This is a genomic window from Streptomyces sp. NPDC034111, assembly GCF_055575375.1.
In genome coordinates this window covers 1-14731 of record NZ_JBVIST010000019.1, presented here as the reverse complement: position 1 = coordinate 14731, position 14731 = coordinate 1, and the positions used below count along the sequence as shown (strand labels likewise).

General features: G+C 70.8%; 12 protein-coding genes. 2 read left to right on the top strand and 10 right to left on the bottom strand.

The annotated features are described in order from the left end of the window. Positions 1-2: 2 nt before the first annotated feature. From ACZ55A_RS30290 to ACZ55A_RS30245, 10 genes are all read right to left on the bottom strand, one after another. Positions 3-380 (bottom strand): ArsR/SmtB family transcription factor, encoded by a 378-nt coding sequence (locus ACZ55A_RS30290; RefSeq protein ID WP_468846677.1) that lies wholly within the window; start codon positions 378-380, stop codon positions 3-5. Between the two features lie 155 nt (positions 381-535). Next, positions 536-1240: an alpha/beta fold hydrolase gene (locus ACZ55A_RS30285; RefSeq protein WP_468846674.1), complete on the bottom strand. Its 705-nt coding sequence runs from the start codon at positions 1238-1240 to the stop codon at positions 536-538. A 47-nt stretch (positions 1241-1287) separates the two neighbouring features. Continuing rightward, positions 1288-2844 carry a GMC family oxidoreductase gene (locus ACZ55A_RS30280; RefSeq protein ID WP_468846671.1) on the bottom strand — a complete coding sequence of 519 codons (1557 nt, stop codon included), beginning with the start codon at positions 2842-2844 and terminating at the stop codon, positions 1288-1290. Positions 2845-2884: 40 nt separating this feature from the next. Continuing rightward, a complete protein-coding gene (locus ACZ55A_RS30275; protein ID WP_468847026.1) occupies positions 2885-4477 on the bottom strand; it encodes an APC family permease in 1593 nt (530 codons plus the stop codon). Between the two features lie 30 nt (positions 4478-4507). Then, a complete protein-coding gene (locus ACZ55A_RS30270) occupies positions 4508-5974 on the bottom strand; it encodes an aldehyde dehydrogenase family protein (protein WP_468846669.1) in 1467 nt (488 codons plus the stop codon). Further along, a complete protein-coding gene (locus ACZ55A_RS30265; RefSeq protein ID WP_468846667.1) occupies positions 5967-7097 on the bottom strand; it encodes an aromatic ring-hydroxylating oxygenase subunit alpha in 1131 nt (376 codons plus the stop codon). The genes ACZ55A_RS30270 and ACZ55A_RS30265 overlap by 8 nt, the downstream gene beginning before the upstream one ends. 11 nt (positions 7098-7108) lie before the next feature. Continuing rightward, positions 7109-8263, bottom strand: a complete 1155-nt coding sequence (solA, locus tag ACZ55A_RS30260; protein WP_468846664.1) for an N-methyl-L-tryptophan oxidase — start codon at positions 8261-8263, stop codon at positions 7109-7111. Positions 8264-8307: 44 nt separating this feature from the next. Next, positions 8308-10755, bottom strand: coding sequence for a GcvT family protein (locus tag ACZ55A_RS30255; RefSeq protein WP_468846662.1), 2448 nt, complete (start codon positions 10753-10755; stop codon positions 8308-8310). 106 nt (positions 10756-10861) lie between these two features. After that, positions 10862-11947 carry an S-(hydroxymethyl)mycothiol dehydrogenase gene (locus tag ACZ55A_RS30250; RefSeq protein ID WP_468846659.1) on the bottom strand — a complete coding sequence of 362 codons (1086 nt, stop codon included), beginning with the start codon at positions 11945-11947 and terminating at the stop codon, positions 10862-10864. Positions 11948-12135: 188 nt separating this feature from the next. Continuing rightward, positions 12136-12939, bottom strand: coding sequence for an IclR family transcriptional regulator (locus ACZ55A_RS30245; RefSeq protein WP_468846657.1), 804 nt, complete (start codon positions 12937-12939; stop codon positions 12136-12138). 171 nt (positions 12940-13110) lie between these two features. On the opposite strand from ACZ55A_RS30245, the gene ACZ55A_RS30240 reads away from it, so the two are divergent. Next, positions 13111-13431, top strand: coding sequence for a bifunctional 3-phenylpropionate/cinnamic acid dioxygenase ferredoxin subunit (locus tag ACZ55A_RS30240; protein WP_468846654.1), 321 nt, complete (start codon positions 13111-13113; stop codon positions 13429-13431). Further along, positions 13428-14597: an NAD(P)/FAD-dependent oxidoreductase gene (locus ACZ55A_RS30235; RefSeq protein WP_468846651.1), complete on the top strand. Its 1170-nt coding sequence runs from the start codon at positions 13428-13430 to the stop codon at positions 14595-14597. Before ACZ55A_RS30240 ends, ACZ55A_RS30235 begins: the two co-directional genes overlap by 4 nt. Positions 14598-14731: the final 134 nt, after the last annotated feature.

Below are 14731 nucleotides of genomic sequence, written 5' to 3'. Positions count from 1 at the left end.
CGTCAGCCGTCCGCCGCACCCGCCTTCCCTGATGGGGTGTCATGCAGGCCCAGCCGCAGGTGCTCGACATGGAAGAGCGCCTGGTCAAGGAGCTCGGCGACATGGTGGTCGTAGAGCGCGTAGATGATGGAGCGGCCGTTGCGCTCGCCGATGACCAGGCCGAGATTGCGCAGCAGCCGGAGCTGATGGGAGCAGGCGGACTGCTCCATGCCGACGGCGGCGGCGAGGTCGCCCACCGCACAGGGCCCCTCCTGGAGTCTGGCGAGGATCCGTAGCCGGGAGGGGGTGGACAGGGCCTGGAGGGTCGCGGCGACATCGGCGGCGCCCACCGTGTCCAGGCGCTCGCGAGTGGTGATGCGGTCATCCATTCCGTGGCCCATGCGGCCATTCTAGCGACGACAGATGAATACCCATTCATGCGTTCCTGTACGGTGGCGGGGTTGTCGATTGCCCGCCCGTGGAGGGTAGTTCTGCGATGCCCCTGCCGTGCTCCGGCGAGCAGACGACCGGTGCCGGCGGCTCCGGCACCCCGGGCTCAGCCGCCGGCCCCGGCCACGTCGAGGAGGATCCGCGCCAGCTCGCGCGGCCGGGAGAACATCGGCCAGTGGCCGGTGTCCATCTCGACCAGCCGCCAGCGCTGGCCGGTCAGCAGCGCGGCCACATCGGGGCTCGGCTCGGCACCGTCGAGCAGGCACTTGAGGTACGTAGCCGGAAGCTCACCCAGCGGCCGGGCCAGCACGGCCGGTTCGGTGAGCGTGGCACCCGGGTGCGGGGTCGCGCCGTCCACGAGGCGCGCGATCTGCCCGTCGCTGAGACCCTGGCCTGCACAGTCTTCCGCGGTCAGGGGCGCCCAGAAGCCACCGTTGTTGGCTATCGATGCCTCCACCATCGCCCGGCCGTCCGGCCAGCCGGACACGAACGACTCTCCGTCCGCGGGAACGTTGGAGTCGACGAAGACCACCCGGGCCAGCCGGTCACCGATCCGCTCGGCGGCCTGGCCGACCGGGATGCCCGAGTAGCTGTGCCCGACCAGGACGACCTCGCGCAGATCGTGGCGTTCGACCGCGTCGACGATGTCCTGGACGTGGGTCTGCTGCCCGGCCGGCCGGCCCTGCTTCTCGGCGAGGCCGGACAGCGTCACGGGATGGCTGCCGTGGCCGGCCGCCCGCAGCTCCGGCACCACCTCGTCCCACGCCCACGCTCCCAGCCACGCCCCTGCAACCAGTACGAATTCCGTCATGACCACAACGTAGCGCCGGGGTCTGACAATTCGGCCCGCTCAACGGTTCAGCCGGCGTCCTCCCGGAGCATGTCGGCGCACTTCTCGCCGATCATCATCGTGGTGATGCACGGATTGACGGTGACCAGCTCCGGCATCACCGAGCCGTCCGCGACGCGCAGGCCGGTGATCCCCTTGACCCGCAGCCGGGCGTCCAGCGGCGCCATGGCGTCGTCGGCGGCGCCCATCTTCACCGTCGAGGAGGGGTGGTAGACGGTGTTGTGGGTGGTGCGGAGGTAGTCGAACAGCTCGTCATCGGTGCGCACGTCCGGGCCCGGCGCGAGTTCCGCACCGGCCCAGTCGGCCATGGCGGGCCGGGAGATGATCTCGCGGGCCAGGCGCAGGCCGTACGTCATCACCCGTACGTCGTGTTCATGGGTGAAGTAGCGCGGGTCGACCTTGGGTTTGTCGCGGAAGTCGCGGGTGCGCAGGCGGACCGTGCCGCGGGAGCGGGCGTGGGTGACGTTGGGGGTGAGGCAGAAGGCGTTCTCGGAGGTCGGATAGCCGTGCCGGGCGGTGTTCATGTCGAAGGGCACGGAGCCGTAGTGGAACATCAGGTCCGGGCGGTCCAGGCCGGGCTCGGTGTCGGCGAAGATGCCGATCTCCCACCACTGGTTGGAGGTGGTCACCATGGGCTGCTTCGCCTCCCACATGATGACGCCCTCGGGGTGGTCCTGAAGGTTCTCGCCGACGCCCGGCGCATCGACGAGGACGTCCACGCCCACCTCGCGCAGATGCTCCGCCGGGCCGATACCGGAGAGCATCAGCAGCTTGGGGGTGTCGAGGGAGCCGCAGGAGACGATGGTCTCGCGGCGGGCCCGCACGGTCCGGGTGTGGATCAGGTCGGGGTCGAGGTACTCGGCTCCGGTGCAGCGGCGGTCCGCGTCGATCAGCAGGCGTTTGGCGCGTACGCCGGTACGGACCGTGAGGTTGGGGCGCTTGCCCATGACCGGGTGGAGGTAGGCGACGGAGGAGGACTGGCGGGTGTTGTTCTCGTCCGAGTTGATCTGGAACCAATGAGCGCCGCGGAGGACGGTGGTGCCGGTGTTGAACGGAGTGGTGGGGATGCCGTGTTCGGCGCAGGCGGCCAGGAGGGCGGTGCCGCAGGGGTCCGCGCCGTTGATGGTGCGCAGGGTGACCGGGCCGGTGCGGCCGTGGTGGTCGCCGGGTGCGTCATTGCTCTCCAGCCGCTGATAGAGCGGGAAGCAGTCGGCCGCGCTCCAGCCCGTACAGCCGCGCGCGGCCCATTCGTCGAGGTCCTCGGCGGGGGCCCAGAAAGCGATACAGGAGTTGTGCGAGGAGCAGCCGCCGAGGACCTTGGCCCGGGCATGCCGCATAAAGCTGTTGCCGTTCTCCTGGGGCTCGACGGGGTAGTCCCAGTCGTAGCCGGACTCCAGCAGCGCCATCCAGCGGTCCAGCCGCAGGACGTTGTCGTCACCGACGTCGGAGGGGCCGGCCTCCAGGACGCAGACGGTGACGCCCGGGTCCTCGCTGAGCCGGGCCGCCACGACGTTGCCAGCCGTACCGCCACCGACGATGACATAGTCGAACTCTTCTGTGGGCATGGGGAGTTGACCTCCTTGCGGATCGGGCTCCGGATGCGGGTCAGTCGTGCGCCGGGACGGAGTGCGGGGAGGCGGTGCCGGTGCCGTGCTCGGCGGCCGGCCGCGGTGCGGCGGCGTGCTCGGCGAGTACGCCGGTACGGTGGCGCTGGACGCACCAGTAGTAGGCGAAGCCGCCGAGTGCGACAGCGCCGACGAAGAGGACCGCGCCCCAGCGCAGATACCAGTGGTGCGGCGGTGTGGCGTTGTAGACCGCGTCCCGTGGCCAGGCGAGGTTGACGATCATGCCGGCGCCCCAGAGGACCGCGACGATGTTGACCGGCAGGCCCCAGCGCCCCAGGCTGAAGCGGCCGCCGCCGGCCGGTACCCATCTGCCCCGCAGCCTGGCCACCAGCATCGGGGCGGTGACCAGCAGATACGCCAGGTAGATCATGATGATGCCGATGCTGGTCACCACGGAGAAGATCTGCGGCTGGCGGATGTTGAGCAGCAGCACGGCCAGGGAGAGCACCCCGACGACGACCGCGGGCAGTACCGGTGTCTGGAAGCGCGGGCTGACCTTGGCCATCAGCGAGGCGGCGGGCAGGTTGTTGTCCCGGGACATCGCGAACGCCAGGCGGATGGCGGCGGTGTGCACGGCCAGCGCGCAGACCGTGACCGCGATCAGTACGCACCACAGCATCGCCTTGCCGACGGTGTCGCCGAGCACGTCCAGGACGACGTACTGGAGGCCGTCGGTGGTCAGGCCCTTTCCGTTCAGGCTGCCCACGCTCATCATGGCGAGCAGCAGGATCAGCCCGCCGAGCACGAACGAGGCGATCAGCGCCCGGAGGATGGCGCGCGGTGCGTTGCGCGAGGGGTCCAGGGACTCCTCGCCGAGCGAGGCCGCGGTGTCGAAGCCGTACATGACATAGGCGGAGGCCAGCGAGGCGGTGAGGAAGGCGCCCAGGTAGCCGAGGGACTGGCCGTCGCCGGTGTGGTGCGTCTCCATGACCACGTCCGGGCCGCGCACGATGTGGACGGCGAACAGCACGATCAGCACCACGGTGGCGATCAGCTCGATGAAGACGCCCGCGGTGTTGATCCGGGCCATGAGCTTGACGCCGAAGGCGTTGACCAGGGTGGTGAACAGAATCAGCACCGCCGCCAGCAGCACGCCGTTGGTGGCGGTGTCGTACGTACCGGTGCCGTCGCCGATGAACTGGAAGGCGGCGGAGATCTTCGGCAGGGTCAGCTGGTAGGCGAGCGCCACCGCCGAGAGCGAGACGATCGAGGCGACCAGCATCATCCAGCCGGCCAGCCAGCCGATATGCGCATTGCCCAGCTTCTTGGCCCAGTTGTAGACCGAGCCGGCGACGGGGTGGCGGGCGGCCAGCTCGGCGAAGGAGAGGGCGATCATCAGCTGGCCGGCGAAGACCATCGGCCAGGACCACCAGTAGGCGGGGCCGCCGATGCCATAGCCGAAGTAGAAGAGCTGGAAGGTGCCGGTGAGGATGGAGATATAGCTGATGCCGGCCGCGAAGGTGTGGAAATTGCCGAGGGTGCGCTTGAGTTCGGGGCGGTAACCGAATTCGGCGAGCTCGGTGTCGTCGTGCGTGGGGTGCGTGTCGTTCCGCGTGTCACCTCTTGGTGACACCGCGTCGGGTGAGTTCAAGAGCGTTCCTCCTCAGTCGAACCAGTGCAGCGGCGCGGGCGCGGTGTTGCGCCAGATGTGTTTGGTCTCCCGGTACTCCGCCAGGCCGCTGGGTCCGAGTTCCCGGCCGGTTCCGGACTGTTTGAAGCCTCCCCACTCCGCCTGCGGGAGATAGGGGTGGTAGTCGTTGATCCATACGGTGCCCAGGCGCAGCGCGGAGCTGACCCGGTCGGCCCTGGCCTGGTCGCCGGTCCATACGGCGCCGGCGAGCCCGTAGACGGTGTCGTTGGCGAGCTGTACGGCCTCGTCCTCGTCGGTGAAGCGCTCGACGGTCAGGACCGGTCCGAAGGACTCCTCGCGCACCACGGACATGGCGGCGTGGCATCCGTCGAGGACGGTGGGCAAGTAGTAGTAGCCGTCGGCGAGTCGGGGATCGTCGGGGCGGGCGCCACCGCAGCGCAGTACGGCGCCCTCGGCGAGCCCGGCGGCCACATACGCCTCGACCTTGGCGCGGTGCGCGGCCGAGATCAGCGGTCCGGTACGGGCGTCCTCGTCGAACGGCCCGCCCAGCCGGATGAGCTGGGCGCGGCGCACGATCTCGTCGACGAAGCGGTCGTGCAGCGCGTCCTCGACCAGCAGCCGGGCGCCGGCCGAGCAGACCTGGCCGGAGTGCAGGAAGACGGCGGTCAGGGCGTGGTCGACGGCGGTGTCGAAGTCGGCGTCGGCGAAGACGATGTTGGGGTTCTTGCCGCCGAGTTCGAGGGCAACGCGTTTGACGGTGCCGGCAGCGGCCGCCATGATCCGCCGCCCGGTGAGCAGCCCCCCGGTGAAGGAGACCATGTCGACGTCCGGATGGTCGGTGAGCGGGGCGCCGGCCTCGGGGCCGGTGCCCAGGACCAGGTTGGCGACGCCGTCCGGCAGCCCGGCCTCCTGGAGCAGCCGGATCAGGGCGAGCGCGGTGTGCGGGGTGAGTTCGCTGGGCTTGAGCACGAAGGTGTTGCCGGCGGCGAGGGCCGGGGCGACCTTCCACGCGGTTTGCAGCAACGGGTAGTTCCAGGGGGTGATCAGGGCACAGACCCCGATCGGTTCATGGACGATCCGGCTGTCGACGCCAGGGGTGCCCGGGTCGACCACCCGGCCGTCCTCGGTGCCGGCGAGGCGGCCGAAGTAGCGGAAGCAGGCGGCGATGTCGTCGATGTCGGCTTCGCTCTCGACCAGGCGTTTGCCGGTGTCGAGGGATTCGGCGCGGGCCAGCGCCGGTTTGTCGCGGAGCAGCAGTCCGGCGACGCGCAGCAGCAGATCGCCGCGTTCGGCGGCCGGGGTGTGCGGCCAGGGTCCCTCGTCGAAGGCGCGCCGGGCGGCGGCGACCGCCTCCAGGGCGTCCTTGCCGCCGGCCTCGTCGACGACGGCGACCAGGCTGCCGTCGGCGGGGCAGCGGATCTCACGGGTCCGCTCGGTGAGCGCGGCGCGCCAGCGGCCGTCGATGAAGAGATCAGCCACGGGTGCCCTCCAGGCGCTCGGTGACCCAGCGGTGGAAGGCGCCGATGTGGTGCTCGCTGGGTACGAGCACCCCGCCGTCGCGGTAGGCGCGGGAGTGCATGGCGGGCTGGGTGCGCTCGCAGGCCTCGAAGTCCTGGGTGTTGACCCGGTGGAAGAGCTCGACGGACCTGGAGACGTCGGCGCCGGAGTCGATGACCTCGGGCAGATACAGCCAGTCGCATTCGACGACGGTGCGGTCGGCGGCCATCGGGAACATCCGGTGGACGATGACGTGGTCGGGGACGAGGTTGACGAACACCTGGGGGCGGACCGTGATCGCGTAGTAGCGGCGGTCCTGGGTGTCCTCGATGTCCGGCAGCCGGCCGAAGCCCGCGCTGCCGTCCACGGTGAATCCGGCGGCCTCCTCGGCGAACTCGGCGCCGTGGCCGACGTAGTACTGCGCGGCGAAGCCGTCGGCGAACTCCGGGAGGACGTCGGTGAGTTCGGGGTGGATGGTGGCGCAGTGGTAGCACTCCATGAAGTTCTCGATGATGAGCTTCCAGTTGGCCCGCACGTCGTAGGTGAGGCGTTTGCCGATGGCCAGTCCTTCGGTGCGGTAGCGGTCGATGGCGGCCGGGTCGCCCAGTCGCTCGACGGCCGCGCCGATGACGGTGTCCTCGAAGGACGGCGGTTCGTCGGCCAGACACACCCAGGTGTAGCCCAGCCATTCGCGCAGCGGGACGGTGACCAGGCCGCGTTCGGTACGGTCGATGTCCGGCATCTTCTGGAGGTTGGGGGCGGCCACCAGGCGCCCGTCGAGGTCGTAGGTCCAGGCGTGGTAGGGGCACTGGAGTGTGCGGCGGACCTCGCCGGACTCCGCGGTGCACAGCTGCGCGCCGCGGTGCCGGCAGATGTTGAGGAAGGCACGCAGTTCACCGGCGCGGTTACGGGTGATCAGTACGCTCTCCCGGCCGACCCGTACCGTGCGGAAGGCGCCGGGCCTGGCCAGGTCGGCGCTGCGGACGGCGCAGAACCACAGCCGCTCGAAGATCTTCTCCTGTTCCTGGCGGAAGATCTCGGGGTCGGTGTAGTAGTGGCCGGCGAGGGTGGCGATCAGGCTGGGTGAGAGCGGGGTCGTCGTCACGTGCGTACTCCTCAGGCGGGCGCGGTGGCGAGGCGGCGGGGGTCGAAGAGACCGATGGGGTGCGCGGTGCTGCCGGTCAGGGCCAGATCGGCGACGATCTCGCCGACCACGGGCACGAACTTGAAGCCGTGGCCGGAGAATCCGCAGGCGACCGTGACCGACTCCGGGTGTGCGGGGTGACGGGCGATGACGAAGTGTTCATCGGGGGTGTTGGAGTACATACAGGTGGCGGCCTTGAGGAAGGTGCCTGGCAGGTCGGGGATGCAGCGGGAGATCTGGTCCGCCATGGCCCGCACCTCGTGGTCGTGCACGGTGCGGTCGATGGTCTCCGGTGTGCACACCACGCCCTTGCGGAAGAAGGCGACCTTGGCCCCGAGCTCCGGTCCGTCGATGGACGGGAAGCCGTAGACCTGGATCCCGGCCCCGTCCTCCCAGATGTAGATGGGGTGGTTCTCGGGGAGGAAGGGGCGGACTCCGCCCTTGGGCTGGAACCAGTACATGATCTGCCGCTCGATGGTGAACGGCACCCCGAGGTCGGTGAGCAGCTGTGGCGCCCAGGCGCCCGGGCAGATCACCAACTGGCCCGCGGTGTAGGTGTTTTCGGCGGTATGGACGCGTACGCCGTCCCGGTACGGCTCCCAGCGCGTCATCGGCTCTTCGAAGTGGAGCTCGGCGCCCTGCCGGGTGGCGAGCTGGAGGTGGGCGGCGACGGTGTTCTCCGGGCGGACCAGGCCCGCCCGGGCCTCGTAGAGCGCCACCTCGTCGTCGTCGGGCGTCAGGGTCGGGAAGCGGCGGCGGATCTCCTTCGCGTCCAGCATCTCGTGGGGCAGGTCCCACTGCTGGGCGGAGCGCAGCGAACCCGAGACGGTCCGCGAGTCGGGGCGACCGAGCATCACACCACCGCACAGGGTGGCGACGTCACGGCCGGTCGCCCGCTCCAGCTCCTCGTAGAGCTCGTAGGAGCGCAGCAGCAGCGGAACGTACGCCGGGTCCTCGAAGTAGGACTGCCGGGTGATCCGGGAACCGCCGTGGCTGGAGCCGCGGGTGTGCACCGGTCCGAACTTCTCCAGTCCGAGCACCCGGGCGCCGCGCGCGGACAGCTGGTGCGCGGCGGCGCTGCCCATACCGCCCAGCCCGATGACGATCACGTCGTAAGTGGGGGACACAGTGGCCTCCTTGGTGCGTCGCAGCGTGCGTCTCAGCGTGCTTCTCAGCGCCGGATGCGGGTCATCTTCGGGTCGAAGAGCGGCTCGTCGGCGACGGTCGCCGGGACCTTCTCGCCGAAGTACTCGATGTGCACGCCGGTGCCGGTGGCGAGCGTCGGCAGCCAGGCGTAGGCGATGCAGCGGCCGAGCGTGTAGCCGTACGCGGCGCTGGTGACGTATCCGGCGGGCGCCCCGTCGACGAACACCGGCTCCTTGCCGAGGACGACGGCGGCGGGGTCGTCGAGGAGCAGGGGGGTGAGTCTGCGTACCGGTTCCGGGCGGCCGTGCAGCGCCGCCTGTCCGGTGAAGCCGTCCTTGTCCATCCGGACCGCGAAGCCGACCCCCGCCTCGTACGGGTCGTGCTCGTCGGTCATGTCGACGCCCCAGGCGCGGTAACCCTTCTCCAGGCGGAGGGAGTTGAAGGCCGAGCGCCCGGCCGCGATCACGCCGTGTGCGCGGCCCGCCTCCCACAGCGTGTCCCAGAGCCGCAGCCCCAGATCCGCGGTGGTGTACAGCTCCCAGCCCAGCTCACCGACGTAACTCAGCCGCATCGCCGTCACCGGGACATGGCCGAGGTAGGTCTGCTTGGCACGGAAGTAGCCGAACCCCTCGTGCGAGAAGTCGTCCCGGGTCAGTGGCTGGACAAGGTCGCGGGCGAGCGGTCCCCAGACGCCGATGCAGCAGGTCCCCGAGGTGATGTCCCGGATGTGCACCCCCTCACCGGGTGCGTGGCGCTGCAACCAGTCCAGGTCTGCCGGGGAGTTGGCGCCGACCTGGAAGCGCTCGGGCCCCAGGCGCGCGACGGTGAGGTCGGAGCGCACCCCGCCGGTCTCGTCGAGGAGCAGGGTGTAGGTGACCGCACCGGGCTTCTTGCGGAGGTTGTTGGTGGTCATCCGGTGGAGGAAGTCGAGGGCGCCCGGTCCTGTGACCTCCAGCCGGCGCAGCGGCGTCATGTCGTACAGGGCGACCCGCTCGCGGGTGGCCTTCGCCTCGGCGGCGGCGATCGGCGACCAGTAGCGTGCCGACCAGGCGTCCCGCTCGGGGAGTTGGAGCCCTTCGGCGAGCGGGGCGTTGGCCTCGTACCAGTGCGGACGCTCCCAGCCGCCGCCCTCCAGGAAGTACGCGCCGAGCTCCTGCTGGCGTGGGTGGAAGGGGCTGGTGCGCAGCGGCCGGGGCTGCTCCATGGGCTGGAGCGGGTGGATGACGTCATAGACCTCGATGAAGTTCTGGGCGCCGCGGTCGGCGATGTACGCGGGCGAGCGCTGGGCATCCTCGAAGCGGGCGAGGTCGCACTCGTGGATGTCGACGGCGGGCCGGCCGTCCGTCATCCATTCGGCGACGGCCTTGGCGACGCCCGCGGAATGGGTGACCCAGACCGCCTCGGCGAGCCAGAATCCGCGCAGGTCACGGGATTCGCCGAGGACCGGCATACCGTCGGGGGTGAAGGAGAAGACACCGTTGAACCCCTCGGCCACCTCGGACCCGGCCAGTGCGGGCAGCAGCTCGACGCTGTCCTGCCAGCTGGGCGCGAAGTCGTCCTCGGTGAAGGGCAGTGAGGACGGCATGACGGGAGCGTCGTCGAAGGCGGGGACGGTGAACGGGTCGACGGGCATCGGGCGGTGGGCGTAGGAGCCGATGCCGAGGCGGTCGTGGTGCTCGCGGAAGTACAGGTCGCGGTCCTGGAAGCGCAGGATCGGCTTACCGGCTTCCTCACGAGGGTCGTTGACGCCGGCGAGCTCGGGCAGCGGCGCGGTCTTGGCGTACTGGTGGGCGAGCGGCAGCAACGGTACGTCCACCCCGGCCATCGCGCCGATCACCGGGCCCCAGAAGCCGGCGGCCGAGACGACATGGTCGGCGGGGAAGGTGCCCCTGTCGGTGACGACACCGGTGACCTGGCCGTCCGCCCGCTCGATGCCGGTGACGGTGTGCCGCTCCAGGAAGCGGGCGCCGCGGGAGGCGGCCCGCTCCATCTGGGCGCGGCAGGCGAGCAGGGCGCGGGCCAGCCCGTCGTCGGGGGTGTGGAACCCGCCGTACAGCCTGCTCTCGTCCAGCATCGGCCACAGTTGCCTGCACTGTTCGGGGGTGAGCAGTGCGCCGCGTACGCCCCAGGAGGCGGCGAGTCCGGCCTTGCGGTGCAGATCGACCCAGCGGGCCTCGGTGGTGGCGACCTCCAGGCCGCCGACGGGGTGGAAGCAGGGCAGTCCGTCGACTTCGAGGGAGCCGAACTTCTGCACGGTGTAGGCGGCGAACTCGGTCATCGTCTTGGAGGGGCTGGTCTGGAAGACCAGGCCCGGGGCGTGCGAGGTGGAGCCGCCGGGGGCCGGCAGTGGGCCCTGTTCGAGGACGGTGACGTCGGTCCAGCCGCGGGCGGTCAGTTCGTCGGCGAGCGAGCAGCCGACGATGCCGGCGCCGATGACAACCACACGGGAACTGTGTGCGGGCGTACGGGACATGCCCCTCCTCCTGCTGGTCGGGGTGGTCGACGGGGGTAACGCCGTGACAGGGTCGAGCGGGTGGCGCGGGACGCGGTTGCCGGATCACATGGGGTCGGTGGCACCGCTACAGGACTACGACGGAGCGCAGTACCTGGCCGTCGCGCATCTTGTCGAAGGCGGACTCGACCTCGTCCAGGCCGATCGTCTCGGTGACAAAGCCGTCGAGGTCGAGCCGTCCGCTGAGGTGGCGGTCGATGAGGACGGGGAAGTCGCGGCTGGGCAGGCAGTCGCCGTACCAGGAGGACTTCAGCGCGCCGCCGCGGGAGAAGAGGTCGATCAGCGGCAGCTCGATGCGCATCTCGGGGTCGGGGACGCCGACCTGGACCAGGGTCCCGGCCAGATCGCGCATGTAGAAGCCCTGCCGGTAGGTCTCGGGGCGGCCGACCGCGTCGATGACAACATCCGCGCCGTGCCCGCCGGTGAGTTGCCGGACCGCCTCGACCGGGTCGGTACCACGGGAGTTGACGGTGTGGGTGGCGCCGAAGCGGGTGGCGCCGTCCAGCTTCCGTTCGTCGATGTCGACGGCGATGACCCGGCGCGCCCCGGCGATCGAGGCACCGGCGATCGCCGCATTGCCGACCCCGCCGCAGCCGATGACGGCGACGGTGTCACCGCTGCCCACTCCCCCGGTGTGCACGGCGGCGCCGTAACCGGCCATCACCCCGCAGCCGATGAGGCCGGCCGCCTCGGGGCGGGCCGCGGGGTCGACCTTCACCGCCTGCCCGGCGGCGACCAGGGTCTTCTCGGCGAAGGCCCCGATGCCGAGGGCGGGGGCGAGCGGGGTGCCGTCGAGCAGGGTCATCGGCTGTGCGGCGTTACGGGAGTCGAAGCAGTACCAGGGCCGGCCGCGGCGACAGGAGCGGCAGCTGCCACAGGGCGCCCGCCAGGCGAGTACGACGTAGTCACCGGGGGCAAGATCGGTGACGCCGGGGCCCACCGACTCGACGGTGCCGGCCGCCTCATGGCCCAGCAGGAAGGGGAATTCATCGTTGATCGCACCGTCCCGGTAGTGCAGATCGGTGTGGCAGACCCCGCAGGCCTGCACGGCGACAAGCACTTCTCCCGGGCCGGGATCCGGCACCAGGATCGTCTGCAACTCGACCGGTGCGCCTTGCTTCGCCGCGACGACGGCATGGACTTCGTGTGGCATGCCCTACCCCTCAGTGTTGCGCACTGCACGACTGGTTGCGCGATGAGAGACATAGTGGGAACGCCGAATCGGCACCGTCAAGGGGTGCGGACCAGCTGTTCGTAAAAGGCTCGTTACCCGGCCGGACACGGCGGCGGGGCCGGAACTTCCGCTCCGGCCCCGCCGCCGCACCTGCGCACCTCAGCCGTTCAACAGGCGTACCCCATCCGCCGGGAAAGCTCCTCAGCTGCGGAAACGGTGCCCTTGACGACCTCCGGCAGCCGCTCCTCGTCCAGCCGGTAGGCGGGCACCGACACACTGATCGCGCCGATCACCGAGCCGTCGTGCGCCCGCACCGGCGCCGCGACCGCCCGCAGTCCGAGCTCCAGCTCCTCGACCGCCATCGCGAAGCCCCGCTCGACGACCTCCCTCAGCTCACGGCGCAGGGCCTCGGCCGAGGTGACCGTCCGCTCGGTGAGCCGCGGCAACTTCCGCGCCAGCACGGCGTCCTGGACCGGCGCGGGCTGATAGGCGAGCAGCGCCTTGCCGCTGGAGGTGGCGTGCAGCGGCGTCCGGCGGCCGAGCCAGTTCTGCGCGGTGACCGACGCCGGGCCGCGCGCCTGCATGATGTTGACCGCGGCGTCGCTCTCCAGCACCGCGATGTTGACCGTCTCCCCCAGCTCGTCGGCCAGCCGCTTGCAGATCGCCGCGCCTTCCTGGGAGATGTCCAGCCGTACGGCCGCCGCGCCGGCCAGCCGCAGTACCCCGGCGCCGAGGTAGTACTTGCCGCGCTCCTGCTCCTGCCCGACCAGCCCGCGGCTCTCCAACACACCCAGCAGCCGGAACGCGGTGGACTTGTGCACGCCCAGCTCGTCGGCGACCTCGGTCACCCCGGCCTCGCCGAGCCGCGCAAGGATCTCCAGAACGGTCACCGCCCGGTCCACCGACTGCACGGCGCTCGCGGGCGCCTTCGACGGTTTGCCCTCCGCCTGCTCCTCCACGATGTCCGTCATGTCTTGGATCTCACCACCTGGGAACCCGCTCGCGGGTCCGAATTCGAACGGCCGGCATTTCCTGGGATCGCTTGACGCGCGCGCTCCCCGACTGGATTCTGTTGCGCATAGCGCTCCATCGTGCGCAGCGCGAAACTCCTCGATGATACCGAACAGTAACAGGGGGGTCCTGTGATTCCTGTTTGCCATCTGGCCGACCTGCCCGCAGGCGAGTCCGTACGCATCGACACCGCTCCTCCGATCGCCGTCTTCAACGCCGACGGGCAGCTGTACGCCATCGACGACACCTGCACCCACCAGGACGCCTCGCTCGCGGACGGCTGGCTGGAGGGGTGTCTGGTCGAATGCCCGCTTCACGCCGCTTCATTCGATCTCCGCACCGGAGCGCCCACCTGCCTGCCCGCGCGCCGGGCCGTGCGCACCCACCCCGTGACCGTCGAGGACGGCATGATCTACGTCCACCACGCCGCCGAGGAGGGCACCGCCGCATGAAGTCGGTCGCTGTCATCGGGGCCTCACTGGCGGGGCTGTACACCGCCCGGGCCCTGCGCGCCCAGGGGTACGAAGGCCGCCTGGTGATCGTCGGGGACGAGCGGCACCGCCCCTACGACCGCCCGCCGCTGTCCAAGGACTTCCTCACCGGCACCACCGGCCAGGACCAACTGGCCCTCGCCGACGCCGAGGAGATCGCCGAACTCGACGCCGAATGGCTGCTCGGCACCCGGGCCACCGGCCTCGACACCGGCGCCGGCGCGGTGCTCCTCGAAGGCGACCGGTCCCTGACCACCGACGGCGTGGTCATCGCCACCGGCGCCGGCCCCCGCCACCTCCCCGGCGAGGCCCCCGCCGGAGCGCACACCCTGCGCACCCTCGACGACGCCCAGGCACTCCGCGCGGACCTGGTACGCGGCCCCGCCAGGGTCGTGGTGATCGGTGCCGGCTTCATCGGCGCCGAGGTCGCCTCCTCCTGCGCCGCCCTCGGCCATGACGTCACCGTCGTCGAAGCCGCTCCGCTCCCCCTCGTCCCCCAGCTCGGCGAGGAAATGGCCCGGATCTGCGCGGCCCTCCACACCGACCACCGCGTCACCCTCCTCACCGGCACCGGCGTGGCACGGCTGCACAGCGCGAGCACCGACGGCCGTGTCACCGGGGTGGAACTCGCCGACGGCCGCCTGCTCCCCGCCGAGATCGTGGTCGTGGGCATCGGCATCCGCCCGCACACCGCCTGGCTCGAGGCCTCCGGTCTCCCGCTCGACGACGGAGTCCGCTGCAACGCCGGCTGCGTCACCCCGCTCCCCAACATCGTGGCCGTCGGCGACGTCGCCAGGGCCGACGGCATCCGCGCCGAACACTGGACCAGCGCGACCGAACAGGCCACCGTGGCCGCCCGCAACCTCCTCGCCGGCAGTACGGTCACCACCCACCAGGCCCTGCCCTACTTCTGGTCCGACCAGTACGGCGTACGGATCCAGTTCGCCGGCCGGCGCGGCCCCACCGACACCCCGCGCATCGTCGAGGGCTCCCCCGACGACCGCAGCTTCCTCGCCTGTTACGAACGCGACGGCCGCACCACCGCCGTGCTCGCCCTCAACCGCCCCCGCCCCTTCATGCGGCAACGCCGCGAACTCGCCCGCGCCGTCCAGCCGGCCACCACCTGACCTCCCGCCCAGGAAGGCGCCGCCCCATGCCGCTCCTCGACAGCTCCCTCCATGAGCTCGACCCCGACGTCGCCGCCGCCGTCGATGCCGAGCTGCACCGCCAGCAGTCCACCCTCGAAATGATCGCCTCGGAG

Coding starts and splice junctions, on each gene's coding strand:
- ACZ55A_RS30290 (WP_468846677.1), bottom strand. CDS start 380: ATGGGCCACGGAATGGATGACCGCATCACCACTCGCGAGCGCCTGGAC.
- ACZ55A_RS30285 (WP_468846674.1), bottom strand. CDS start 1,240: ATGACGGAATTCGTACTGGTTGCAGGGGCGTGGCTGGGAGCGTGGGCG.
- ACZ55A_RS30280 (WP_468846671.1), bottom strand. CDS start 2,844: ATGCCCACAGAAGAGTTCGACTATGTCATCGTCGGTGGCGGTACGGCT.
- ACZ55A_RS30255 (WP_468846662.1), bottom strand. CDS start 10,755: ATGTCCCGTACGCCCGCACACAGTTCCCGTGTGGTTGTCATCGGCGCC.
- ACZ55A_RS30250 (WP_468846659.1), bottom strand. CDS start 11,947: ATGCCACACGAAGTCCATGCCGTCGTCGCGGCGAAGCAAGGCGCACCG.
- ACZ55A_RS30245 (WP_468846657.1), bottom strand. CDS start 12,939: ATGACGGACATCGTGGAGGAGCAGGCGGAGGGCAAACCGTCGAAGGCG.
- ACZ55A_RS30235 (WP_468846651.1), top strand. CDS start 13,428: ATGAAGTCGGTCGCTGTCATCGGGGCCTCACTGGCGGGGCTGTACACC.